This window comes from Micromonospora sp. NBC_00821 (assembly GCF_036347035.1).
Lineage (GTDB): Bacteria > Actinomycetota > Actinomycetes > Mycobacteriales > Micromonosporaceae > Micromonospora > Micromonospora hortensis.
Window position 1 is genome coordinate 2,842,860 of the sequence record NZ_CP108880.1, and the last position, 18,850, is coordinate 2,861,709.

The 18,850-nt window shown below is 72.3% G+C and carries 19 protein-coding genes; 17 read left to right on the forward strand and 2 right to left on the reverse strand.

All coding sequences use genetic code 11. The annotated features are described in order from the left end of the window. Nucleotides 1-144: 144 nt before the first annotated feature. The 12 genes from OHB44_RS12905 (at nt 145) to OHB44_RS12960 (ending at nt 13,546) form a co-directional block, all read left to right on the forward strand. Nucleotides 145-2,082 carry a hypothetical protein gene (locus OHB44_RS12905; protein ID WP_330440864.1) on the forward strand — a complete coding sequence of 646 codons (1,938 nt, stop codon included), beginning with the start codon at nt 145-147 and terminating at the stop codon, nt 2,080-2,082. A 128-nt stretch (nt 2,083-2,210) separates the two neighbouring features. Beyond that, complete coding sequence (locus OHB44_RS12910) at nt 2,211-2,729, forward strand: acyltransferase (protein WP_238686223.1); 519 nt, start codon at nt 2,211-2,213, stop codon at nt 2,727-2,729. Next, entirely contained in the window at nt 2,722-4,320 is a 1,599-nt protein-coding gene (locus OHB44_RS12915; protein WP_266303003.1) for a lipopolysaccharide biosynthesis protein, read from the forward strand. Before OHB44_RS12910 ends, OHB44_RS12915 begins: the two co-directional genes overlap by 8 nt. 68 nt (nt 4,321-4,388) lie before the next feature. Continuing rightward, complete coding sequence (locus OHB44_RS12920; protein ID WP_238686230.1) at nt 4,389-5,681, forward strand: O-antigen ligase family protein; 1,293 nt, start codon at nt 4,389-4,391, stop codon at nt 5,679-5,681. Next, nucleotides 5,678-7,315, forward strand: a complete 1,638-nt coding sequence (locus OHB44_RS12925; protein WP_238686221.1) for a lipopolysaccharide biosynthesis protein — start codon at nt 5,678-5,680, stop codon at nt 7,313-7,315. The genes OHB44_RS12920 and OHB44_RS12925 overlap by 4 nt, the downstream gene beginning before the upstream one ends. Further along, nucleotides 7,312-8,226 (forward strand): sulfotransferase domain-containing protein, encoded by a 915-nt coding sequence (locus OHB44_RS12930; protein ID WP_372488388.1) that lies wholly within the window; start codon nt 7,312-7,314, stop codon nt 8,224-8,226. The genes OHB44_RS12925 and OHB44_RS12930 overlap by 4 nt, the downstream gene beginning before the upstream one ends. Then, nucleotides 8,223-9,485, forward strand: a complete 1,263-nt coding sequence (locus OHB44_RS12935; protein ID WP_330440865.1) for a hypothetical protein — start codon at nt 8,223-8,225, stop codon at nt 9,483-9,485. The genes OHB44_RS12930 and OHB44_RS12935 overlap by 4 nt, the downstream gene beginning before the upstream one ends. Before the next feature lie 214 nt (nt 9,486-9,699). After that, nucleotides 9,700-10,179 (forward strand): UDP-N-acetylglucosamine--LPS N-acetylglucosamine transferase, encoded by a 480-nt coding sequence (locus tag OHB44_RS12940; RefSeq protein WP_124821238.1) that lies wholly within the window; start codon nt 9,700-9,702, stop codon nt 10,177-10,179. Next, nucleotides 10,176-10,850, forward strand: coding sequence for a glycosyltransferase (locus tag OHB44_RS12945; RefSeq protein WP_266303001.1), 675 nt, complete (start codon nt 10,176-10,178; stop codon nt 10,848-10,850). The genes OHB44_RS12940 and OHB44_RS12945 overlap by 4 nt, the downstream gene beginning before the upstream one ends. Further along, the gene (locus OHB44_RS12950) at nt 10,847-11,770 is read left to right on the forward strand and encodes a glycosyltransferase family 2 protein (protein WP_330440866.1); all 924 of its coding nucleotides are present in this window, start codon (nt 10,847-10,849) and stop codon (nt 11,768-11,770) included. The genes OHB44_RS12945 and OHB44_RS12950 overlap by 4 nt, the downstream gene beginning before the upstream one ends. A 94-nt stretch (nt 11,771-11,864) precedes the next feature. Next, complete coding sequence (gene aroC / locus OHB44_RS12955; protein WP_091401884.1) at nt 11,865-13,043, forward strand: chorismate synthase; 1,179 nt, start codon at nt 11,865-11,867, stop codon at nt 13,041-13,043. Further along, nucleotides 13,043-13,546: a shikimate kinase gene (locus OHB44_RS12960; protein ID WP_238686217.1), complete on the forward strand. Its 504-nt coding sequence runs from the start codon at nt 13,043-13,045 to the stop codon at nt 13,544-13,546. Before aroC ends, OHB44_RS12960 begins: the two co-directional genes overlap by 1 nt. Before the next feature lie 103 nt (nt 13,547-13,649). Here the strand turns inward: OHB44_RS12960 and OHB44_RS12965 are convergent, their stop codons facing one another. Beyond that, nucleotides 13,650-14,378 carry an alpha/beta fold hydrolase gene (locus OHB44_RS12965; protein WP_238686216.1) on the reverse strand — a complete coding sequence of 243 codons (729 nt, stop codon included), beginning with the start codon at nt 14,376-14,378 and terminating at the stop codon, nt 13,650-13,652. Between the two features lie 79 nt (nt 14,379-14,457). Here OHB44_RS12965 and OHB44_RS12970 point away from each other — a divergent pair, with 79 nt between their 5' ends. From OHB44_RS12970 to nusB, 5 genes are all read left to right on the forward strand, one after another. Beyond that, complete coding sequence (locus OHB44_RS12970; protein ID WP_238686215.1) at nt 14,458-15,456, forward strand: helix-turn-helix transcriptional regulator; 999 nt, start codon at nt 14,458-14,460, stop codon at nt 15,454-15,456. Nucleotides 15,457-15,466: 10 nt separating this feature from the next. After that, nucleotides 15,467-16,546, forward strand: coding sequence for a 3-dehydroquinate synthase (gene aroB / locus OHB44_RS12975; protein WP_330440867.1), 1,080 nt, complete (start codon nt 15,467-15,469; stop codon nt 16,544-16,546). Next, nucleotides 16,543-16,968, forward strand: coding sequence for a type II 3-dehydroquinate dehydratase (aroQ, locus tag OHB44_RS12980; protein ID WP_266302997.1), 426 nt, complete (start codon nt 16,543-16,545; stop codon nt 16,966-16,968). The genes aroB and aroQ overlap by 4 nt, the downstream gene beginning before the upstream one ends. 98 nt (nt 16,969-17,066) lie before the next feature. Beyond that, a complete protein-coding gene (gene efp, locus OHB44_RS12985) occupies nt 17,067-17,624 on the forward strand; it encodes an elongation factor P (RefSeq protein WP_007458344.1) in 558 nt (185 codons plus the stop codon). Between the two features lie 23 nt (nt 17,625-17,647). Continuing rightward, complete coding sequence (nusB, locus tag OHB44_RS12990) at nt 17,648-18,058, forward strand: transcription antitermination factor NusB (RefSeq protein ID WP_208641306.1); 411 nt, start codon at nt 17,648-17,650, stop codon at nt 18,056-18,058. Nucleotides 18,059-18,149: 91 nt separating this feature from the next. On the opposite strand, the gene bldD is transcribed toward nusB, so the two are convergent. After that, nucleotides 18,150-18,638, reverse strand: a complete 489-nt coding sequence (gene bldD, locus OHB44_RS12995; RefSeq protein ID WP_007458348.1) for a transcriptional regulator BldD — start codon at nt 18,636-18,638, stop codon at nt 18,150-18,152. Nucleotides 18,639-18,850: the final 212 nt, after the last annotated feature.

Below are 18,850 nucleotides of genomic sequence, written 5' to 3' on the forward strand. Positions count from 1 at the left end.
TTCATGCACCGCCCAATCGGCGGATTTTGTTAACCAGGCTGGACGAGGCACGCTACCTCGGGTTCTCATCCAATCTGGAGGCGCAGCGTGCCCAAACTCTCGCACTTGTGGCGTTTTGCAGGACGACGTCGTACTCGGGCGGGGATGGTCGCGTTGGCGATCATCGCCGCAGCTCTGGGCGTGCCCACGACCGCGTCGGCCGCAGTGGTACCGGCCCCGGCCACGGCGACCCTGGTGTCGGCGAACCCCGCCGACGCGACCCCGCACGCCCGAGACGGTGAGACCCGTGCCTTCGCGCAGGTGGGCAACACGGTCTTCGTCGGCGGCAGCTTCACCCAGCTTCGGCAGACCGCCAGTTCCGCGTGGGTCACGCAGCGCTACCTCTTCGCGTACGACCGGACCACCGGCACCATGTCGACCACGTTCCTGCCGGTGCTCGACGGCGCGGTCAACACGCTTCTCGCCGGCCCCGGCGGCACGCTGATCGTCGGCGGCACCTTCAAGAACGTCAACGGCGTCTCCCGGAAGAACCTGGTGGCGCTCAACCCGTCGACCGGCGCGATCATCGACAGCTGGGTCGGGCGTTCCGACGGCGGCACGGTCCGTGACCTGGCGCTGCACGGCAACTGGCTGTACGTGGCAGGTGCGTTCAACTGGCTCAACGGCACCGCGCACGCCGGTCTGGGCCGGCTCAACGCGACCACCGGCGCGATCGACCCGAGCTTCAGCATCGACGCCACGGTGGGACGGCACGGCACCACGTCGTACGTCTGGACCATCGACGTCGCGCCGGACGGCGGCACCCTGGTCGTCGGCGGCAACTTCACGCTCGTCAACGACCTGCCGCGCAACCAGATGGCGTTGGTGGACGTCTCCGGGACTCCCACGCTGCTCGACTGGAGCACCGAAAAGTTCGTCGCGCCGTGCGCCTCGCCGACGACCTTCGTGCACTACGTGCAGGACGTGAAGTTCGGTGGCGACGGCAGCTGGTTCGTGGTCGGCACCAACGGCGGCGCCGGCTGGCCGGCCGCGTACTGCGACGCCCTGGTGCGCTTCGAGACCGCCGCGCGGGGCTCTGGCCTGCTCGCCACCTGGGTCGACTACACCGGTAACGACACCATCACCTCGGTCGAGGTGGCGGACAACGTCATCTACCTGGGCGGGCACTTCCGGTGGGTCAACAACCCGAACGCCAGCGACAACGCCGGCCCGGGCGCTGTCGACCGGCTCGGCATCGCCGCCGTCACTCCGGCGACCGGCATGCCGGTGAACTGGAACCCGCGCCGTAGCGGCAGCGCCTCGATGCCGTCGGGCACCAGCAACTGGGGTTCGTCGGTGCCGGTGCTCTGGCGCGGCTCGGACGGCCTCTACTTCGGGCACAACTCCGATGGCATGGGCGAGGAGTACCACGGCCGGCTGGGCATGTTCCCGCTCGCCGGTGGACGCACCTTCACCCCGAAGAACCCGCCGTCGGCCACCACCGGCAACCTCTACCTCGGCACCGCCTCGGGCACCGTGGCGAAGGTGCCGTTCGACGGCACCGCGCTGGGCACCGCGACCAGTGTCAGCCAGCCCGCGTACACGGCGGCCGGCGCGACCTGGCGGGTGGACGACCGGATCTACTGGTCGCACTCGGTGGCCGGCACGCCCACCGGCAGTCGGATCGACATCTCGCTCTTCAACGGTGGCGCGATCGGCTCGCCGTGGGAGGCGTCCGGCTACAACGACTGGTACAACCCGGCGTTGCTGACCGGCGCCTTCTTCCTCGACGGCCGGCTCTACTACACCCGTACCGGGGCGAACGGCCTCTACTACCGCTACTTCGAGATCGACGGCAACTACCTGGGCGCCACCGAGTTCGCCCTGCCGACGACGGGAGTGACCTGGTCGACGGTGCGGGGCATGGCCTGGGTGGGCGGCCGGATCGTCTACGGCTCCACCGACGGCGCGCTGCGGAGTGTGCCGTTCGACCCGACTGCCGCGCCGAGCGCGGCGGTCGACGGCACCACGGCGACGGTCATCAGCAGCGCAACGCCCGAGTTGTCCTGGTCTACCCCATCGACGTTCTTCTCCGTACAGTAAGGGTCAACCGTTCGTAACGGAGCATCGGTAGATTGTTCACGTTGGGCCGGTGGCGGTACCCACCGCCGCCGGCCCGCGACGGTGGGGGAGGATCGTTGCTCGGCGCCGCTGGCATCCGAACGAGACGCGTGGTGCGTCTGGTCTTCGCGGTCAAACGCGGCTGGTATCAGCTCCGTTACCGACAGTTGACGCTCGGTCGGGACGTGGAGATCCGTGGCCGGATCCGGTTGCGGCGCGGTGTGCGGGTGACCATTGGTGACCGCACCCGCCTGAACAAACTCGTCCGCTTCGCCGGCCCCGGCGAGGTGCGCGTCGGCGCGGACTGTCTGCTCAACGCCACCTGGATCGGCACCTGGACGTCGGTCACCGTGGGGGACCGGTGCCTCCTGTCGGACTGCGAGTTGCTCGACAACGACTTCCACAACCTGCCCCCCGAGCAGCGGCACGCACCGCCCGGCCCGCTCACCCGTGCCCCGATCGTTCTCGAGGACAACGTCTGGGTCGGTGCGCACGCCCTGGTCCTGAAGGGCGTGCGGGTCGGTCGGGACAGCGTCGTCGGCGCGGCGACGGTGGTCCGCACCGACGTACCACCCGGCGTCGTGGTCGTCGGTAATCCTCAACAGACGGTGAAGAAGTTCCATGACTGATGCAGCGCCCGCCCCCTGGCCCACGGACGGCCCGTCCTCCGGGACCTCGCGTGCCGTGACACTGACCGACCTGCTGCGGGTGCCGATGCACCGGTTGCGGTTGGTGGCGGCGGTCGCCATGGTCGGTCTGCTCGCCGCGCTCGGCTACGTGCTGCTGGTGCCGGCGGCGCTGTCGGCGAGCGCCGTGGTAGCGGTCCGGCCGGTGGTGACCGACGCCTTCACCCCCAGCGGCGCGGGCGCCGACCGCGCTGTCAACATGAACGTGGAGAGCGGCATCGCCACCGGCACCGAGGTGGTGCAGCGCCTCGCCGACTCGGCCGGCGGCGACCCCCGTGACATCCGTGACGCGCTCGAGGTCGAGGTGCCCACCGGTGGGCAGATCCTGCGCTTCACCTACCAGGCGCGCGAGTCACAGCGGGCCGTGCAGAGCGCCAACATGGCCGCCGAGGCCTACCTGAGCGTGCGCAGGGCCATGTACGAGCAGCAGCGCGCCGAGATGCTGCGCTCCTACGACGCCAGCATCACCAAGGTCGCCGCCCAGCAGACCGCGTTGCAGAGGCGGGCGAACACCGCCAAGGACACCGCCGCCGGTGACGCGCTGGTGGCCGAGCTGGCCGGCATCAACAACCAGCTCACCCAGCTCAACGCCGCCCGTACCGAGATCGCGGCTGTCGACGTCAACCCCGGCTGGGTCACCCAGACCGCCGAGAAGGCGCTGGTCACCTCCGCCGGGCACCGGCCGCTCTACCTGGTCGCGGGCCTGCTCGGTGGCGCGCTGATCGGCATCGTGCTCGCGTACCTCTGGGAGTCGACCGACCGGCGGGTCCGCTCGGTCGCCGACGGCCGGGAGGCCTCCGGCCTTCCACTGCTCGGCACCGTACGCCGGCCGGGGTTCCGGGGTAGCCCCCGGGCCGTCGACGCCGACGTCCGGTACGTGGCGATGGCGGTCGCCGAGCGGGTCCGGCAGCCGGCCCGGGTGGCGCTGGTCACCGCCCGGGAGGACGCCACAGTGCTCACCGCCGGGCTCGCCGTGGCGCTCGCCGTGGACGGCCGGGAGGTCTTCGTCGCCGACGACAGCGGACGGATCGAACGGCTACGGGCCATCGTTCTCGCCGACCGGGGACGGCTGCCCATCGACCCGTCCCGGCCGCTGGTGCCCAAGCCCCGGCCGGCAGGCAGCACACCGGCCACCGCTGCCACCACGGAGAGCACACCCGCCCGTCGGCCCTCCCCGCACCCGCCCGGCGCCCGCCCGTCGACCGACCCCGACGCCACCCTGACGCTGCCGAGGGTGTCGTCCGCCCGCCCGGAGAACAGTCGCGTCGTCACCCCCGACGAGGTTGTCGTGGGTGTGGGCACTGTCCGGTTCGGCACCTGGCGGCAGGGCGCGGACCACGGCCTGGTCCTGTTCAACGCCCCGCCGGCCGAGTCCGACGAGCGTGGCGTGGCAGTGGCCCGGCAGGGCAGCGCGGTGGTGGTCGTGGAGCGCGACCGCACCCGGCAGAGTGACCTGCGACGCCTGGTGGAGCGGCTGCGCGCCGCCGGCGTCACCCCGCTGGGCTTCGTGCTCACCCGAAACGGTCGGGCCTGAGCGTGTCGGTGACCCGCGCCCCGGCGACCGAACCACCACCCGGAGGCGCTCCGCAGGAGGTCGCTCCGGTGCCGCCGTCCGCGCCGCCGCAACTGCCGCTCTGGCCGCTGTCGATGATGTTCGGCCTGGTGCCGCTCTGGTGGCTGTTCGGTGCGTTCTACCTCGGCTGGCCGCTGCTGGGTGCGCTGCTGTTCGCGTTGCTGCTCACCCGGGGGCGCGTGCCACTGCCGCCGGCGGCCGGCATCTGGCTGCTCTTCCTCGCCATCGTGGTGGTCAGCGCCACCCAGTTGTCGTCGCCCGCCTCGCTGCTCACGTTCGCCCTGCGGCTGGCCTTCTACCTGACCGCGCTGGTGGTCGGTGTCTACGTCTACGCGGCCGCCCGGGAACGCGCCAGCCTGGTTGCGGTGCTCACCCCGCTCTGCGCGTTCTGGTTCGGGCTGGTGGCGCTGGGCTGGCTCGGGGTGCTGATGCCCCGGCTGGCCATGACGACCCCGATGGAGGTGCTGCTGCCGGGCGGGGTGGCCGGCACCCCGTTCATCCAGGACATGGTGCACCTCACCACCGCTGAGTACAGCGCCCGCTCGCTCAACCCGATCTATCGGCCGGCCGCGCCGTTCGCGTACACCAACAACTACGGCAGCGCGTACGCGATGACCCTGCCCTGCGTGGTGGCCTTCGCGATGCTGCGCCGGCAGGGGCTGCTGCGCTGGGCGCTGCTGGCGTCGCTGCCGCTGTCGCTGGCGCCGGCGTTCCTCACCCTCAACCGGGCGATGTTCCTCAGCCTCGGCGCCGGGCTGGCGGTGCTCGGGGTGCGGGCCAGCCTGCGCGGCAACGTCCGGGTGGCCGCGTCCATCGTCGGGGTGGTGGTGATCGGCGGGTTGGCCACGCTGTTCATCCCGATCACCGAGCTGATCAGCAGGCGGGTCGACTCCAGCGACACCAACACCGACCGCCTCTCGCTCTACACCGAGGTGATCCGCCGCGTGCAGGAGTCGCCCTGGTTGGGCTACGGCGCTCCGGTGAACGTCGACACCGTGTCGGCGGCCGCGCCGATCGGCACCCAGGGGCAGCTGTGGATGGTGCTGTTCAGCCACGGCGTACCCGCGCTCATCTGTTTCCTGGCGTGGTTCGTCGCCGCGGCGGTGATCTGCGCGCGGGCGACGTCGGCGGCCGGGCAGTGGCTGGCGGTGGTGCCGGTGGTCTGCCTCGTGCAGGTCCCGTTCTACGGCATGGCCAACCAGAATCTCGCTGTCGCGTTCTTCGCTGTCGCCTTCGCGATGGCGCTCACCGAACGCGAACGGCTGACCCGGTTGGCCGGGGCGTCGCCGACGCCCGCGCGGACCGCGCCGGTGCCCGCGTGACCGCCGCGACCCGACCGTCGGCCGGTGCCGACGAGGGCCGGCCCACGTCCACTCCTGCCGAGGATCAGGCCGCGCCGTCGGCCGCCGAGGACAGCGGCTCGGCCGAGACCCGCCGCAGCGCGCGCAGCGGCGTGGCCGGGCTGCTCGGCGCGGCCACCAGCGGTTTGTTCGGGTTCGTGCTGGCGGTCGTGATCACCCGAAGCTACGGTCCGGCCGGCGCTGGCGCGTTCTTCGCCGCGATCGGGGTCGTCACGGTGGCCACCGCGATCTGCACGCTCGGCGCGGAGACCGGTCTGATGTGGGCGTTGCCCCGCCGCCGCGCCGGTGTGCGCGGTGACGCCGCCCGGGTGCTCCCGGTGGCGCTGATCCCGCCGCTGGTGACCGGGCTGTTGGTCGCCGGTGCGGGCGTGCTGGCCGCCGACGCCCTCGCGCCCCGGCTGCTGGGCGGCTCCGGCGCGAGCGGGGACGCCCTGCTCACCGTCACGTTCGCCGCGGTGCCGGTGGTGGTCGCGATGACCCTGCTGCTGGCCACGCTGCGCTGCGTGCGGCCCATCCGGGCGTACGTCGGGGTGCAGTTCCTGCTCCTGCCTGTCGCCCGCCCGGTGCTGGTCGGCGCGGCCGCCCTGGCGGGTGGTGGTCTGCTCGCCGGGATGACCGGCTGGTTGGTGCCGGCGGCGTTGGCGCTGCTGGCCTGTCTCACCCTCGTCGCCGGCCCGCTCGGGCTGGGCCGGGGGGCGACGCTGCGTCCGCAGCGCGCCGACTGGTCCACGTTCTGGCGCTTCGCGCTGCCCCGGGCCGCCTCGGCGGCCATCGACGCCGGCAGCATGTGGGTGGGTGTGCTGCTCACCTCGGTGCTGGCCGGGCCGGCGGACGCCGGTGTGTTCGGCGCCGTCGGCCGGTACGTGCTGGCCGGTCAGTTGGCCATGCAGGGGCTGCGGGTGGCGGTGTCGCCGCAGCTGTCCCGGCTGCTCGGGCGCGGCGAGCGGGCCGCGGCGGCGGCCGTGCACCGACAGTTGACCACCTGGGGGCTGGTGCTGTCCTGGCCGGTGTACCTGCTGCTGGCGGTCTTCGCGCTGGCCTTCCTCCAACTGTTCGGACCGGAGTTCACCGCTGGTGTGCCGGCGATGACTGTGCTGGCGCTGGCGATGCTGGTCAACACCGGGGTGGGCAACGTGCAGAGCCTGCTCCTGATGGGCGGGCGCAGCGGTCTGCACCTGGTCGCCACAGTTGCCGGGTTGACGGTGACCGTCTCGCTGGGTCTCTGGCTGATCCCCCACTATGGCGCGACGGGAGCGGCGGTGGCCTGGGCGGCCGGCATCGCCACCGAGAACCTCACCGCCGCGGGGTTCGCCCGGTCGGTGGTTCGGGAGCCGCTGTTCGACGCCGCGATGGTGCGTGCCGCGGCGGCCACGATCGCCGGCGTGGGCCTGGCCGCCGGGGCCGGCGTGCTGGTGGGCGGTCGCGGCCTGCCCGGCCTCGCGGTGGCGCTTGCGGTGCTGCTGACCGGCTGCGTCGGCATGTTGACGTTGCCCCGGGTGCGCGCCGGCATCCGGGGGACCATGAGGCAGATCCGTGGAGGGGACAGCGCGGCCACGGCCGCCGAGCCCACCCCGGCATCGACGAGAGGTAGGTGAGGTTCGTCGTGGTGTCCATCCGTAACCGGGTCAAGCAGTTGGTTCCGACCCAGGTGACCACCCGGGTGAAGGAGTCGCTCGTCGACTACGGCGTTCGCACCAGCGACCGCCGGCCGCTGCCGGACTTCCTGATCATCGGGACCAAACGGGGTGGCACCACCTCCCTGTGGAACTACCTCATCCAGCACCCGTTGGTGCCCCGGCTCTTTCCCGCGTGGAACACCAAGTCGGCGCACTACTTCGAGGAGCACTGGGGCCGCGGCGAAGCCTGGTACCGGTCGCATTTCCCGACCGATCGGCAGCGCGAGGCCCTGGCCAAGCGGCACGGTGGGCCGGTCCGGGTCGGTGAGGCCGCCCCGCTGTACATGTTCCATCCGCTCGCCGCGCAGCGGGTCGCCACGCTGATGCCGTCGGTGAAGCTCATCGTGCTGCTGCGGGACCCGGTGGAGCGGGCGTACTCGCACTGGAAGGAACGCCGCACCCACGGCATCGAACCACTGGACTTCGCCGCCGCGCTCGCGGCCGAGCCGGAACGCACGGCGGGGGAGCGGGAGCGGTTGATCGCCGAGCCGGAGTCGTTCAGCGAGCCGTACGACTGGTACACGTACCGGGCCCGGGGGCGTTACCTGGAGCACCTGGAGCCGTGGTTGGAGCGCTTCGCCCGGGAGCAGATCCTCTTCCTGCCCAGCGAGGACCTGTACCGCGACTCGCGGGCGACCTACCGACGGACCTTGGACTTCCTCGGTCTGCCGGCGTACGACCTGCCCAACTTCAAGGTCTACAACGATCGGCGCTCGGCACCGCTGGAGCCGAGCGTGCGCGCTGAGCTGACCGACTACTACCGGCCGTACAACGACGCGTTGCGTCACCGGCTCGGGCTGGACCTCGACTGGGCGGACCGGGCCGCGTGACGACCCGGGTGGGCCCGGCCGCCGACCCGCGTTCACGGGTGGACGGCCTGGGTTGGGTGAGCCGCGCGGTCTTCCCGGACGACCGGGTCGGTCTGACAGTGGACGGCGCCCCGCCTGCCGGTCACCGGGCGGTGGCCCGGTACGCGGTGGTGCCGTCGGTCGCCCGGGCCCGGTTCCTGGTGCCGTTGGGCGCGCCCCGGGCCGGGGTGGCGTCCCTGTTGGCGTACAACGCCCTGCGGCCACCGAAGGTGCGCGCGCTGCGGGCGGTGCTCGGTGGGCTGGCCCGGTTCGGTCGGGTGGGGCTCGCGCCCTTTCCCACGTTGACCGTCTCGGTGCCGGCCGGGGTGCCGGCCGCGGAGTTGCTGCTGAGCGAGCGGCTCTCCGCCGACCTGGGTGACACGCCGCTGCTGGCCGCGTTCGGGGTCCGCCCGCCCGACCCGAACGGCAAGCCCACACTGCAACTCTTCAGTGCCGACGGGCGTCCGCGCGGCTACGCGAAGATCGGCTGGAACGACGCGACCCGTGCGCTGGTCAGCGCGGAGGCGGCGGCGCTGCGGGCGTTGCGCGAGGTGGTCGGCGTCGCCGACCACCCGACGCCGCCGCGGCTGCTCACCGAGACGTCGTGGGCCGGCCAGGTGGTCGCGGTGATCGAGCCGTTGCCCCCGGCGGTACGCGGTGTGCCGGTGGACGACCCGCCCCGGATCGCGGCGCTGCTCGCGGTCGCCCGGCGGGGCGGCCCGGCGGGCACACCTCGACCGCTGGTCGACTCGACCTTCCTGCGCCGGCTGGCCGATCAGGCCGGCCGGGCCGCCGCGACCGAGCCGGCCGGTGCGCGGGCGGTCGCCGCGGTTTCGGCGTTGGCCCGCCGGCATGGCGACACCAGCGTCGAGTTCGGTCACTGGCATGGTGACTGGGTGCCGTGGAACCTGGGCTGGCACGCCGACCGGTTGGTCGCCTGGGACTGGGAGCACAGCGGGCCGGACGTGCCGGTCGGCTTCGACCTGGCGCACGACGCGTTCCAGCGGGCCCTCGTCCTGCGTGGGGAGCCGGCCGACGCCGCCGCCTCGGCAGTGGACGGATATCTGAGCCGGCACGGTGAGCGGCTCGGCCTCGACGCCGCGCAGCGCCGGCTTGTCGCCGACGCGTACCTGGTGGAGATGTGGTTGCGGACGTGGCGGCTGGCCGACGCGGGCGCGGGCTGGAACGGCGCCCTGCATCCCGCACTCTTGGACGTCATCGAGAAAAGACATAGCGGCTGATCTGGAGGAATCGCGGCGACGACGGTGCGCCGCAGAGTGACGACATAATCGCAGGTGGTGATGACGATCGATGGACCTCGGACGTTCGGTGTACCGCACCGCCCGCTGTGGAGATCGTCATCTCGACCGGTCGCGCTATTCAACGACCGGGGATCGTGTGATCTGCTTCTGCCTGGCGTGAACTGAAATTCCAAGCGAACTTGTGGGGAGTCGCGTGGACACGAACAACGACGACAGTGGGGCGCCGGTGCTGCTGCTGGTCGGCTCCAGCGGCGGCCATCTGGCCCAACTACTGGCCCTGCGGCCCTGGTACGAACAGTGGCGGCGCTGCTGGGTCACCTTCGACACCCCGGAGGCGGTGTCACTGCTGGCCGGCGAGGACCTGGTACCGGCGCACCACCCGACCACCCGCAACGTGCCGAACCTGCTGCGCAACGCGCTGCTGGCCTGGCGGGTGCTGCGGGCGCGGCGGGTAGCCGCCGTGGTCACCACCGGTGCCGGTGTGGCGGTGCCGTTCGTGGTGCTGGCCCGGCTGCGGCGCATCCCAACCGTCTACATCGAGGTGTACGACCGGATCGACACCCCGACGTTGACCGCTCGGCTCTGCCGGCCTTTCCTGTCCGCGATGCTCGTGCAGTGGGACGAGCAGCGCCGGCAGTACCCCGAGGCGACAGTCGTCGGGACGCTGCTGTGACGGGGGAGACGGGCACCGCCCGGCGTCCGCAACCCCGGCCGGTCACCGAGGCGGCCCGCCTGCCGCGCCAGCGCGACAGCTCGGCCGTCGCCCAGCTCCGGCTGCTGGTCGCGGTGGGCACGGACAAGCACCCTTTCGACAGGCTCGTCGACTGGTTGGCGCAATGGCACGCGCATGCCTCCGGCCCGATCGGGCTGACCATGCAGCACGGGCATACCGCAGCGCCCCAGCTGAGCGGCGCGGTGCCGTTCCTCGGCCACGACGCGTTGCAACAGGCGATGATCGATGCGGACCTGGTGGTCTGCCACGGTGGCCCGGCGACCATCCTGGAGGCCCGCCGGCACGGTCACCTGCCCATCGTGGTGCCCCGCGATCCGGCTCGCGGTGAGCACGTCGACAACCACCAGCTCCTCTTCGCCCGTCGGCTCGGCGCCGCCGGGCTGGTGGCGCTCTGCGAGACCCGGGAGGCCCTGCACGACGCGTTGGCCGCCGGGGTGGCCGACCCGTCCCGGTACGCGGTGGCCGCCGACCCGGAGGCACACGAGGCACGACGGGCGGCGGTGGCCCGGGTCGGGCAGATCGTCGACGACCTGGTGGCCCGTTCGACCCCGCGCCCACCCCGGTGGCGGGCCTGGTCCCGGCCGCGCCCGGGTACGAAGGAGATTCGATGACCCAGCAGCCGACCGTCAGCGTCGTGGTGCCCACCCGGGACCGCCCCGAGCTGCTGCGGGCCGCGGTGCGCGCGATCCTGGCACAGGACTACCCGGCCCTGATCGAGGTCGTCGTGGTGTTCGACCAGTCCGCGCCGGACGAGTCGCTGACCGAGCTGGGGAGCGGCCCGGCCCGCGTGGTGCGGGTGATCCGCAACGCGCGTACCCCCGGGTTGGCCGGTGCGCGCAACAGCGGCACCCTCGCGGCGGAGGGCGAGCTGGTCGCGTTCTGCGACGACGACGACGAGTGGCTGCCCGGCAAGCTGGCCGCCCAGGTCGACGCGCTGGTCGGCGACCCGGCCGCCGAGTTCGTCTGCTGCGGCATCCGGGTCAACTACGACGGGCACACCGTCGACCGGGTGCTCGACAAGGACCGGATCACCCTGGACGACCTGCTTCGCGACCGGATGACGGAGCTGCACCCGTCGACCTTCCTGATCCGCGCCACCGCGTTGCGCAACGGGTTCGGGCTGGTCGACGAGGAGATCCCGGGCAGCTACGCGGAGGACTACGAGTTCCTGCTGCGGGCCGCGCGCAGCGCGCCGCTGATCAACCTGCGGACGCCGTCGGTGCTGGTCCGCTGGCACAAGCGTTCGTACTTCGCGCAGCGTTGGGACACCATCTCGGAGGCGTTGCAGTGGTTGCTGCGGCGCTACCCGGAGTTCGCCAGTCAACCGGCCGGCGAGGCCCGGGTGGCTGGGCAGATCGCGTTTGCCCAGGCCGCCTCCGGCGACCGCCGGGGCGCGCTGCGCTGGGCCCGGCGCACCCTGCGGAGCAACCCCCGCGAGCCGCGCGCCTACCTGGCCCTCGCCGTCGCCGGTCGGGTGGTCCGGGCCGACGCGGTGCTGCGCACCCTGCACAAGCGCGGTCGGGGGATCTGAGCCGCCGCCCGCGTGAGCGGGCGGCGGCGTCCGCTGGGCGGGACGCGACGGGGAGCGCGCCGCGGCGGTGGCCCGCCGTGACAGACTGACCGCTGTGTTGCGCTGGCTGACTGCAGGTGAATCGCACGGTCCCGCCCTCGTCGCGATGTTGGAGGGGGTGCCGGCCGGCATCGAGGTGACCACCACCGAGATCGCCGACGAGCTGGCCCGTCGACGGCTGGGCTACGGGCGGGGTGCCCGGATGTCGTTCGAGCGGGACGAGGTCGAGCTGCTCGGCGGCCTGCGGCACGGCGTGACCCTGGGCAGCCCGGTGGCGATCCGGGTCGGCAACTCCGAGTGGCCGAAGTGGCAGACCGTGATGGCCGCCGACCCGGTCGACCCCGACGAGCTGGCCCGGCAGGCCCGCAACGCCCCGCTGACCCGCCCCCGGCCCGGCCACGCGGACCTGGCCGGCATGCAGAAGTACGGCCACACCGACGCTCGGCCGATCCTGGAGCGCGCCAGCGCACGGGAGACCGCCGCGCGGGTGGCCGTCGGCACTGTCGCCAAGGCGCTGATCCGTCAGGCGCTCGGTATCGAGATCGTCTCGCACGTCGTCGAGCTGGGCCCGGTGGCCGCGAAGCCCGGCCTGCGTCCCACGCCGTCCGACACGGCCCGGATCGACGCCGACCCGCTGCGCTGCCTCGACCCGGAGGCCAGCGCCCTGATGGTCGCCGAGGTCGATGCCGCGAAGAAGGCCGCTGACACCCTCGGGGGTGTGGTCGAGGTGCTGGCGTACGGGGTGCCACCGGGGCTGGGCAGCCACGTGCAGTGGGACCGCAAGCTCGACGCCCGGCTGGCCACCGCGCTGATGTCCATTCAGGCGATCAAGGGCGTGGAGATCGGCGACGGCTGGCAGCAGGCCCGCTCGCGCGGTTCGGAGGCGCACGACGAGATCATCCCGTCGGCCACCGGCGTCCGCCGGGTCACCGACCGGGCCGGCGGCCTGGAGGGTGGCATCACCACCGGTGAGCCGCTGCGGGTCCGCGCCGCCATGAAGCCGATCTCCTCGCTGAACCGGGCGCTGGCCACCGTGGACGTCACCACGGGCGAGCCGGCCACCGCGATCAACCAGCGCTCCGACGTCTGCGCGGTGCCCGCCGCGGCGGTGGTCGCCGAGGCGATGGTGGCGCTGGTGCTGGCCGAGGCGGCCACCGAGAAGTTCGGTGGAGACTCGATCGCCGAGATCCGCCGCAACCTGGCCGGGTACCTCGACGCGTTGGTGATCCGCTGATGGCACCGGTCGTCGTGCTGGTCGGCGCGCCCGGGTGCGGCAAGACCACCGTCGGGCGGGCGCTCGCCGCCACGCTCGGGGTGGAGTTCCGCGACACCGACACCGACATCGAGCAGATGGCCGGCAAGCCGATTCCGGAGATCTTCATCGACGAGGGTGAGGCCCACTTCCGTACCTTGGAACGGGCCGCCGTGGCCGCGGCGCTGGCTGGCGGCACGGGCGTGCTCGCCCTCGGCGGCGGCGCGGTGCTGGCCGAGGAGACCCGGGCGGCCCTGATCGGGCACCGGGTGGTGCACCTCTCGGTCGAGCTGCCCGACGCGGTGCGGCGGGTCGGGCTCGGCGCCGGCCGGCCGCTGCTGGCGATCAACCCACGGGCGACCCTCAAGCACCTGCTGGACCAGCGCAAGCCGCTCTACGCCGAGGTCGCCACCGAGACGGTGGTCACCGATGGCCGGGCCCCGGCGCAGGTCGTCGCCGACGTCGCCGCTCTGCTTCCGCGCTGACGCGGACCTGTCGCGCCGATCTTGCACTTACCGTTCCGACGTAGGGGGCGTTTCCCCCCATCTCGGCAACCGGAACCGCAAGATCGGCGCAGAGGGGTGGTCCTCAGCTGCGGGCGATCAGGTCGAGGACGTCGGCCAGAGCCTTCGGCTCGCTGAGCATCGGCCAGTGCCCGGTGGGCAGCTCATGCAGCTGGCCGTCGGCCAGGCCGGTGAAGAACGGATGCTCCTGTTGGATCATCTGCCGCACCACGTCGAGCGGGAACGTGCTGGCGACCAGCGCGGTCGGCACCGGGCGCCCACCGGTGCGTCGGACCGGGTCGGTGGCGGCCCGTAGCGGCTGCGGGGTGGCCCGGGTACGCAGCAGCGCGAGCGTCGGCTCGTCCAGGCCGGCCAGGTTGGTCGGGTCGGCGGCCGGATCCCAGGCCGGCGGCGGCAGCAGGTGTCCGGTGCCGATCGCGGCCCGCAGCCGCTGCTGCTCCTCCGGCGGCAGCGTGTCGAACTGCGCCGTGCCGTCCGGCAACGGCCCGCTCTCCACGTAGACGATCCGGGCGATCCGGTCCGGGATGCGGTCCACCGCCTGGGCCGCCGGCATCCCCCCGCCGGAGTGACCGACCAGCAGTACGTCGCGCAGGTCCTCGACCTCGATCAGTCGGACGATGTCGGTGGTGTGCGTGTCCAGGCTGACCTCCGGCCCGGCGAGATGGTCGCGTTCGCCCACCCCGGTCAGCGTCATCGGATAGACCTCGTGCCCCTGCGACCGCAGCGCGACGGTCACGTCCCGCCACGCCCAGGCACCCAGCCAGAATCCCGGCACCAGCACGAATGTCGCCATCTGTGGCTCCTTCTCTCGGCTACCGACAGACCGTACGATCTATTCCGGACAGGATCCGCCCGGTTTTGAGGAGTGGCCCGTGTCACATCCCGCAGGACGGGTGCTGGCCCTGCTCGAACTGCTGCAGACCCGGCACCGGTCGACGGCCGCCGAACTCGCCGGCCGCCTCGGTGTGGACGAGCGGACCGTGCGCCGGTACGCCACCACGCTTGTCGAACTGGGCATCCCCGTCACCGCCGACCGGGGCCGATACGGCGGCTACCGGCTGCACTCCGGCTACAAGCTGCCCCCGCTGATGCTCACCGACGACGAGGCGGTGGCCGTGCTGCTCGGCCTCGTCGTCGCCGAACGGGTCGGGCTCGCCACCGAACAGCCCGCCACCGCCACCGCCCTGGCGAAGATCCGCCGGGTGCTGCCGGCGGCGCTCGCCGACCGGCTCGCCGCCGTCCAGGAGCACCTGGGCTTCACCCTGCGTCGTCCGGAGCCGGAACGCGGACCGGCGTCGGGCACCCTGCTCGCGCTGGCCTCGGCCACCCGGCACCGACAGCGGGTGGCGCTGGACTACCGCTCCTGGCGCGGCGAGCAGTCGCACCGCGAGCTCGACCCGTACGGGCTGGTCTTCCACTCCGGCCGTTGGTATGTCACCGGCCACGACCACCGACGCGGGGAGATCCGCACCTTCCGACTGGACCGGATCGGCACGGTGACGCCCGGCGCGGCGACGTTCACAGTGCCGGACGGCTTCGAGGCGGTGGCCTGGGTGACCCGGTCGCTGGCCGGCGTGCCGTACACGCACGAGGTGGAGGTCGTGCTGGAGACCGACCTGGTCGCCGCCCGCCGCCGCATCCCGCCCAGCGTCGCCGAGTTGACCGCCACCACCGACGGGGTGCTCCTGCGGGCCCGAGCGGAGAGCCTGCCCGGGATGGCGGCGCTCCTCGCCGGACTGGGGTGTCCGTTCACAGTGCGGCATCCGGACGCGCTGCGCGCCGCGGTGGCCGAGCACGCCCGCCGGTTGGCGGACTGGGCCGCTCGGCCAGCAGGTGGACAGCCGCCCTCGCCGCGCCGCCCGCTGGACTAGGCTGCCGGCGATGGACGAGGTGACCCGAATTCCGGTCGGCGGCGAGCGGCCGTACGACGTCTTGGTGGGACGTGACCTGCTGGGTGCGCTGCCCGGCCTGCTGCCCGGCGCGACCCGGGTTGCGGTGTTGCACGCGCCTCCGCTCAAGGCCCTCGCGGACGCGCTCGGCGAACGCCTGCGCGCCGCCGGCGTCGAGCCACTGCCGATCGAGGTGCCCGACGCCGAGTCGGGAAAGCACATCGAGGTGGCCGCGTCCTGCTGGGACCGGCTCGGAGCGGCCGGCTTCACCCGTACCGACGCGGTGGTCGGGGTGGGCGGCGGCGCGGTGACCGACCTGGCCGGCTTCGTCGCGGCCTGCTGGTTGCGGGGGGTGCGCTGGGTGCCGGTGGCGACCTCGCTGCTGGGCATGGTCGACGCCGCGGTGGGCGGCAAGACGGGCATCAACACGGCCGCCGGCAAGAACCTGGTGGGCGCGTTCCACCCGCCGGTCGGGGTGTTAGCCGACCTGGCCACTCTGGACAGCCTGCCCGCTGTCGACCTGGCGGCCGGGCTGGCCGAGGTCGTCAAGTGCGGTTTCATCGCCGACCCGACGATCCTGCATCTCATCGAGGACGACCCGGAGGCCGCCACCGACCCCCGAGGACCGGTGAGCCGGGAGCTGATCGAGCGGGCCATCCGGGTCAAGGCCGACGTGGTCGCCGGCGACCTGCGCGAGTCGGGCCTGCGGGAGGTGCTCAACTACGGGCACACCCTGGCCCACGCCATCGAGCAGAACGAGGGCTACCGCTGGCGGCACGGCCACGCCGTCGCCGTCGGTCTGGTGTACGCGGCCACCCTCGCCCGGCTCGCCGGGCGGCTGGACGCGCCGACCGCCGACCGACACCGGGTCACACTGAGCGCGCTGGGCCTGCCGGTGAGCTACCCGGCCGACGCCTGGCCGCAGCTGTTGGCCGCGATGCGGGTGGACAAGAAGACCCGGGGCAGTCGGCTGCGCTTCGTGGTGCTCGACGGGCTGGCCCGCCCGGCGATGTTGGAGGGCCCCGACGACGCGTTGCTGGAGGCCGCCTACCGCGAGGTGGCAACCGCGTGAAGGTCTACGTCTTGAACGGGCCGAACCTGGGCCGGCTGGGCACCCGCGAGCCCGATGTGTACGGCGCGACCAGCTACGCGGACCTGGTGGCGCTCTGCGAGAGCACCGCTCGGGAGCTGGGGCTGGCGGTGACGGTCCGGCAGACCGACGCGGAGCACGAGCTGCTCGGCTGGCTGCACACGGCGGCCGACGAGGGCGCCGCTGTCGTGCTCAACCCGGCCGCCTGGTCGCACTACTCGTACGCGGTGCGGGACGCCTGCGCCATGCTGCGGGGGCCGCTGCTGGAGGTGCACATCTCCAACATCCACACCCGTGAGGAATTCCGGCACCACTCGGTGGTCTCGGCGGTGGCGACCGGGGTGATCTGCGGTCTCGGTATCGACGGCTATCGTCTCGCTCTGCAGCATCTGGCCACCCGCTGAGGGCCCACCGACCGGGCGCTCCGAACGGGGGACCGTCCGATTCGACGCAGCTTGTAGACTTGCCAGGTCTGTCCGCCAATTGATGATCAAGGCAGGAAATGGCCTCCACCAACGACCTCAAAAACGGCCTGGTACTCAACCTGGACGGCGAGCTCTGGGCCGTCGTCGAGTTCCAGCACGTCAAGCCCGGTAAGGGTGGTGCCTTCGTGCGCACCACGCTGAAGAACGTGCTGTCCGGGAAGGTGGTCGACAAGACCTTCAACGCGGGCACCAAGGTCGAAACCGCGACCGTTGACAAGCGCACGATGCAGTACCTGTACGCCGACGGTGAGGACTTCGTCTTCATGGATCTGGAGACCTTCGACCAGATCACCGTGCCCGGTGGCACCGTCGGTGAGGCAGCCAACTACCTGCTGCCCGAGGCGGAGGCGACAGTCGCCCAGCACGAGGGTGTGCCGCTCTACATCGAGCTGCCCACCAGCGTCGTGCTGGAGGTCACCTACACCGAGCCGGGCCTGCAGGGCGACCGTTCGACCGGCGGCACCAAGCCGGCGACAGTGGAGACCGGCGCCACAGTGCCGGTTCCGCTGTTCATCACCACCGGCGAGAAGATCAAGGTCGACACCCGCGACGGCCGTTACCTCGGCCGCGCCTGATGGCTGAGGGTTCCAAGCAGCAGATGCCGGCGCGCCGCAAGGCGCGCAAGCGGGCGCTGGATGTCCTTTACGAGGCCGACCTTCGGGACAAGCCTCCGGTAGAGGTGCTCGCCGGCTACGTGCAGCGCATCGAGCAGCCCCGACCGGAGCATCTCGGCTACGCGGTGGGCCTGGTCGAGGGGGTCGCCGAGCACCTCGACCGGATCGACGAGCTGATCGCCAGCTACGCCGAGGGTTGGACGCTGGAGCGGATGCCGGTCGTCGACCGTAATCTGGCCCGGATCGCCGTCTACGAGTTGCTCTACGTCGACGAGATCGACGACGCGGTGGCGATCAGCGAGGCAGTGGAGCTGGCTCGGCAGATGTCGACTGACGATTCGCCGCGCTTCCTCAACGGGGTGCTCGGCCGGATCGCCGAGTACGCCACCCGCTGAGCGTCCCACCGAACACCGCACATCCGAAAAGGGCCCGTGCCAGTTGGCACGGGCCCTTTCGGTGGAGCGGCAGATCAGGTGGAGCGGCAGATCAGGAGGCGAAGAACGCCCGGGGGTCGGCCACCAGCACGCCGTGCTCGGTGAGCCGCTCGATCAGGCCCGACGGTGAGGCGTCGTACACGATCGCGAGCGCCCGCAGGTCGTCGGCGCGGATGGAGAGCACCCGGCCGTTGTAGTCGCCGCGCTGCTGCTGGATGGCGCGGGCGTAGCGGGCGACGTAGGCCAGGTCCTCGGAGGCCTCGTCGTAGAGCCGCTCCAGGTCCAGGACAATCTTGCTGGTGGGCTCGTGGCGGACGCCACTGCCGTCAGGCAGCAGCTCCGAGACGGGTACGCGGTAGAACTCGGCCAACTCGGCCAGACGGGACACCGTCACGGCCCGGTCGCCACGCTCGTACGAGCCGACCACCACGGCCTTCCACCGCCCGTTCGACTTCTCCTCCACACCCTGCAGGGAAAGACCCTGCTGCTGGCGGATGGAGCGCAGGCGGGCGCCCAGAGACTTGGCGTATTCAGAGGGCATTCGGACACTCCCAGTGCTGCTCGGGGTTCTCCCGTCGATCGCTACGGAGCGTGACGGTACGGGGAATGCGACACGTGGTCAAGTGGTCGTGCCCCTCCCGTTGCGGAGCGTCCGGGGAGTTTTCCCCTTTTCCGGTACCTGACCCGGTGGTCAGCGGCCGCCGTCCATCACCCCGGTGACCACTGGTAACGTGGCGGAAGCCCCGGCCCAGG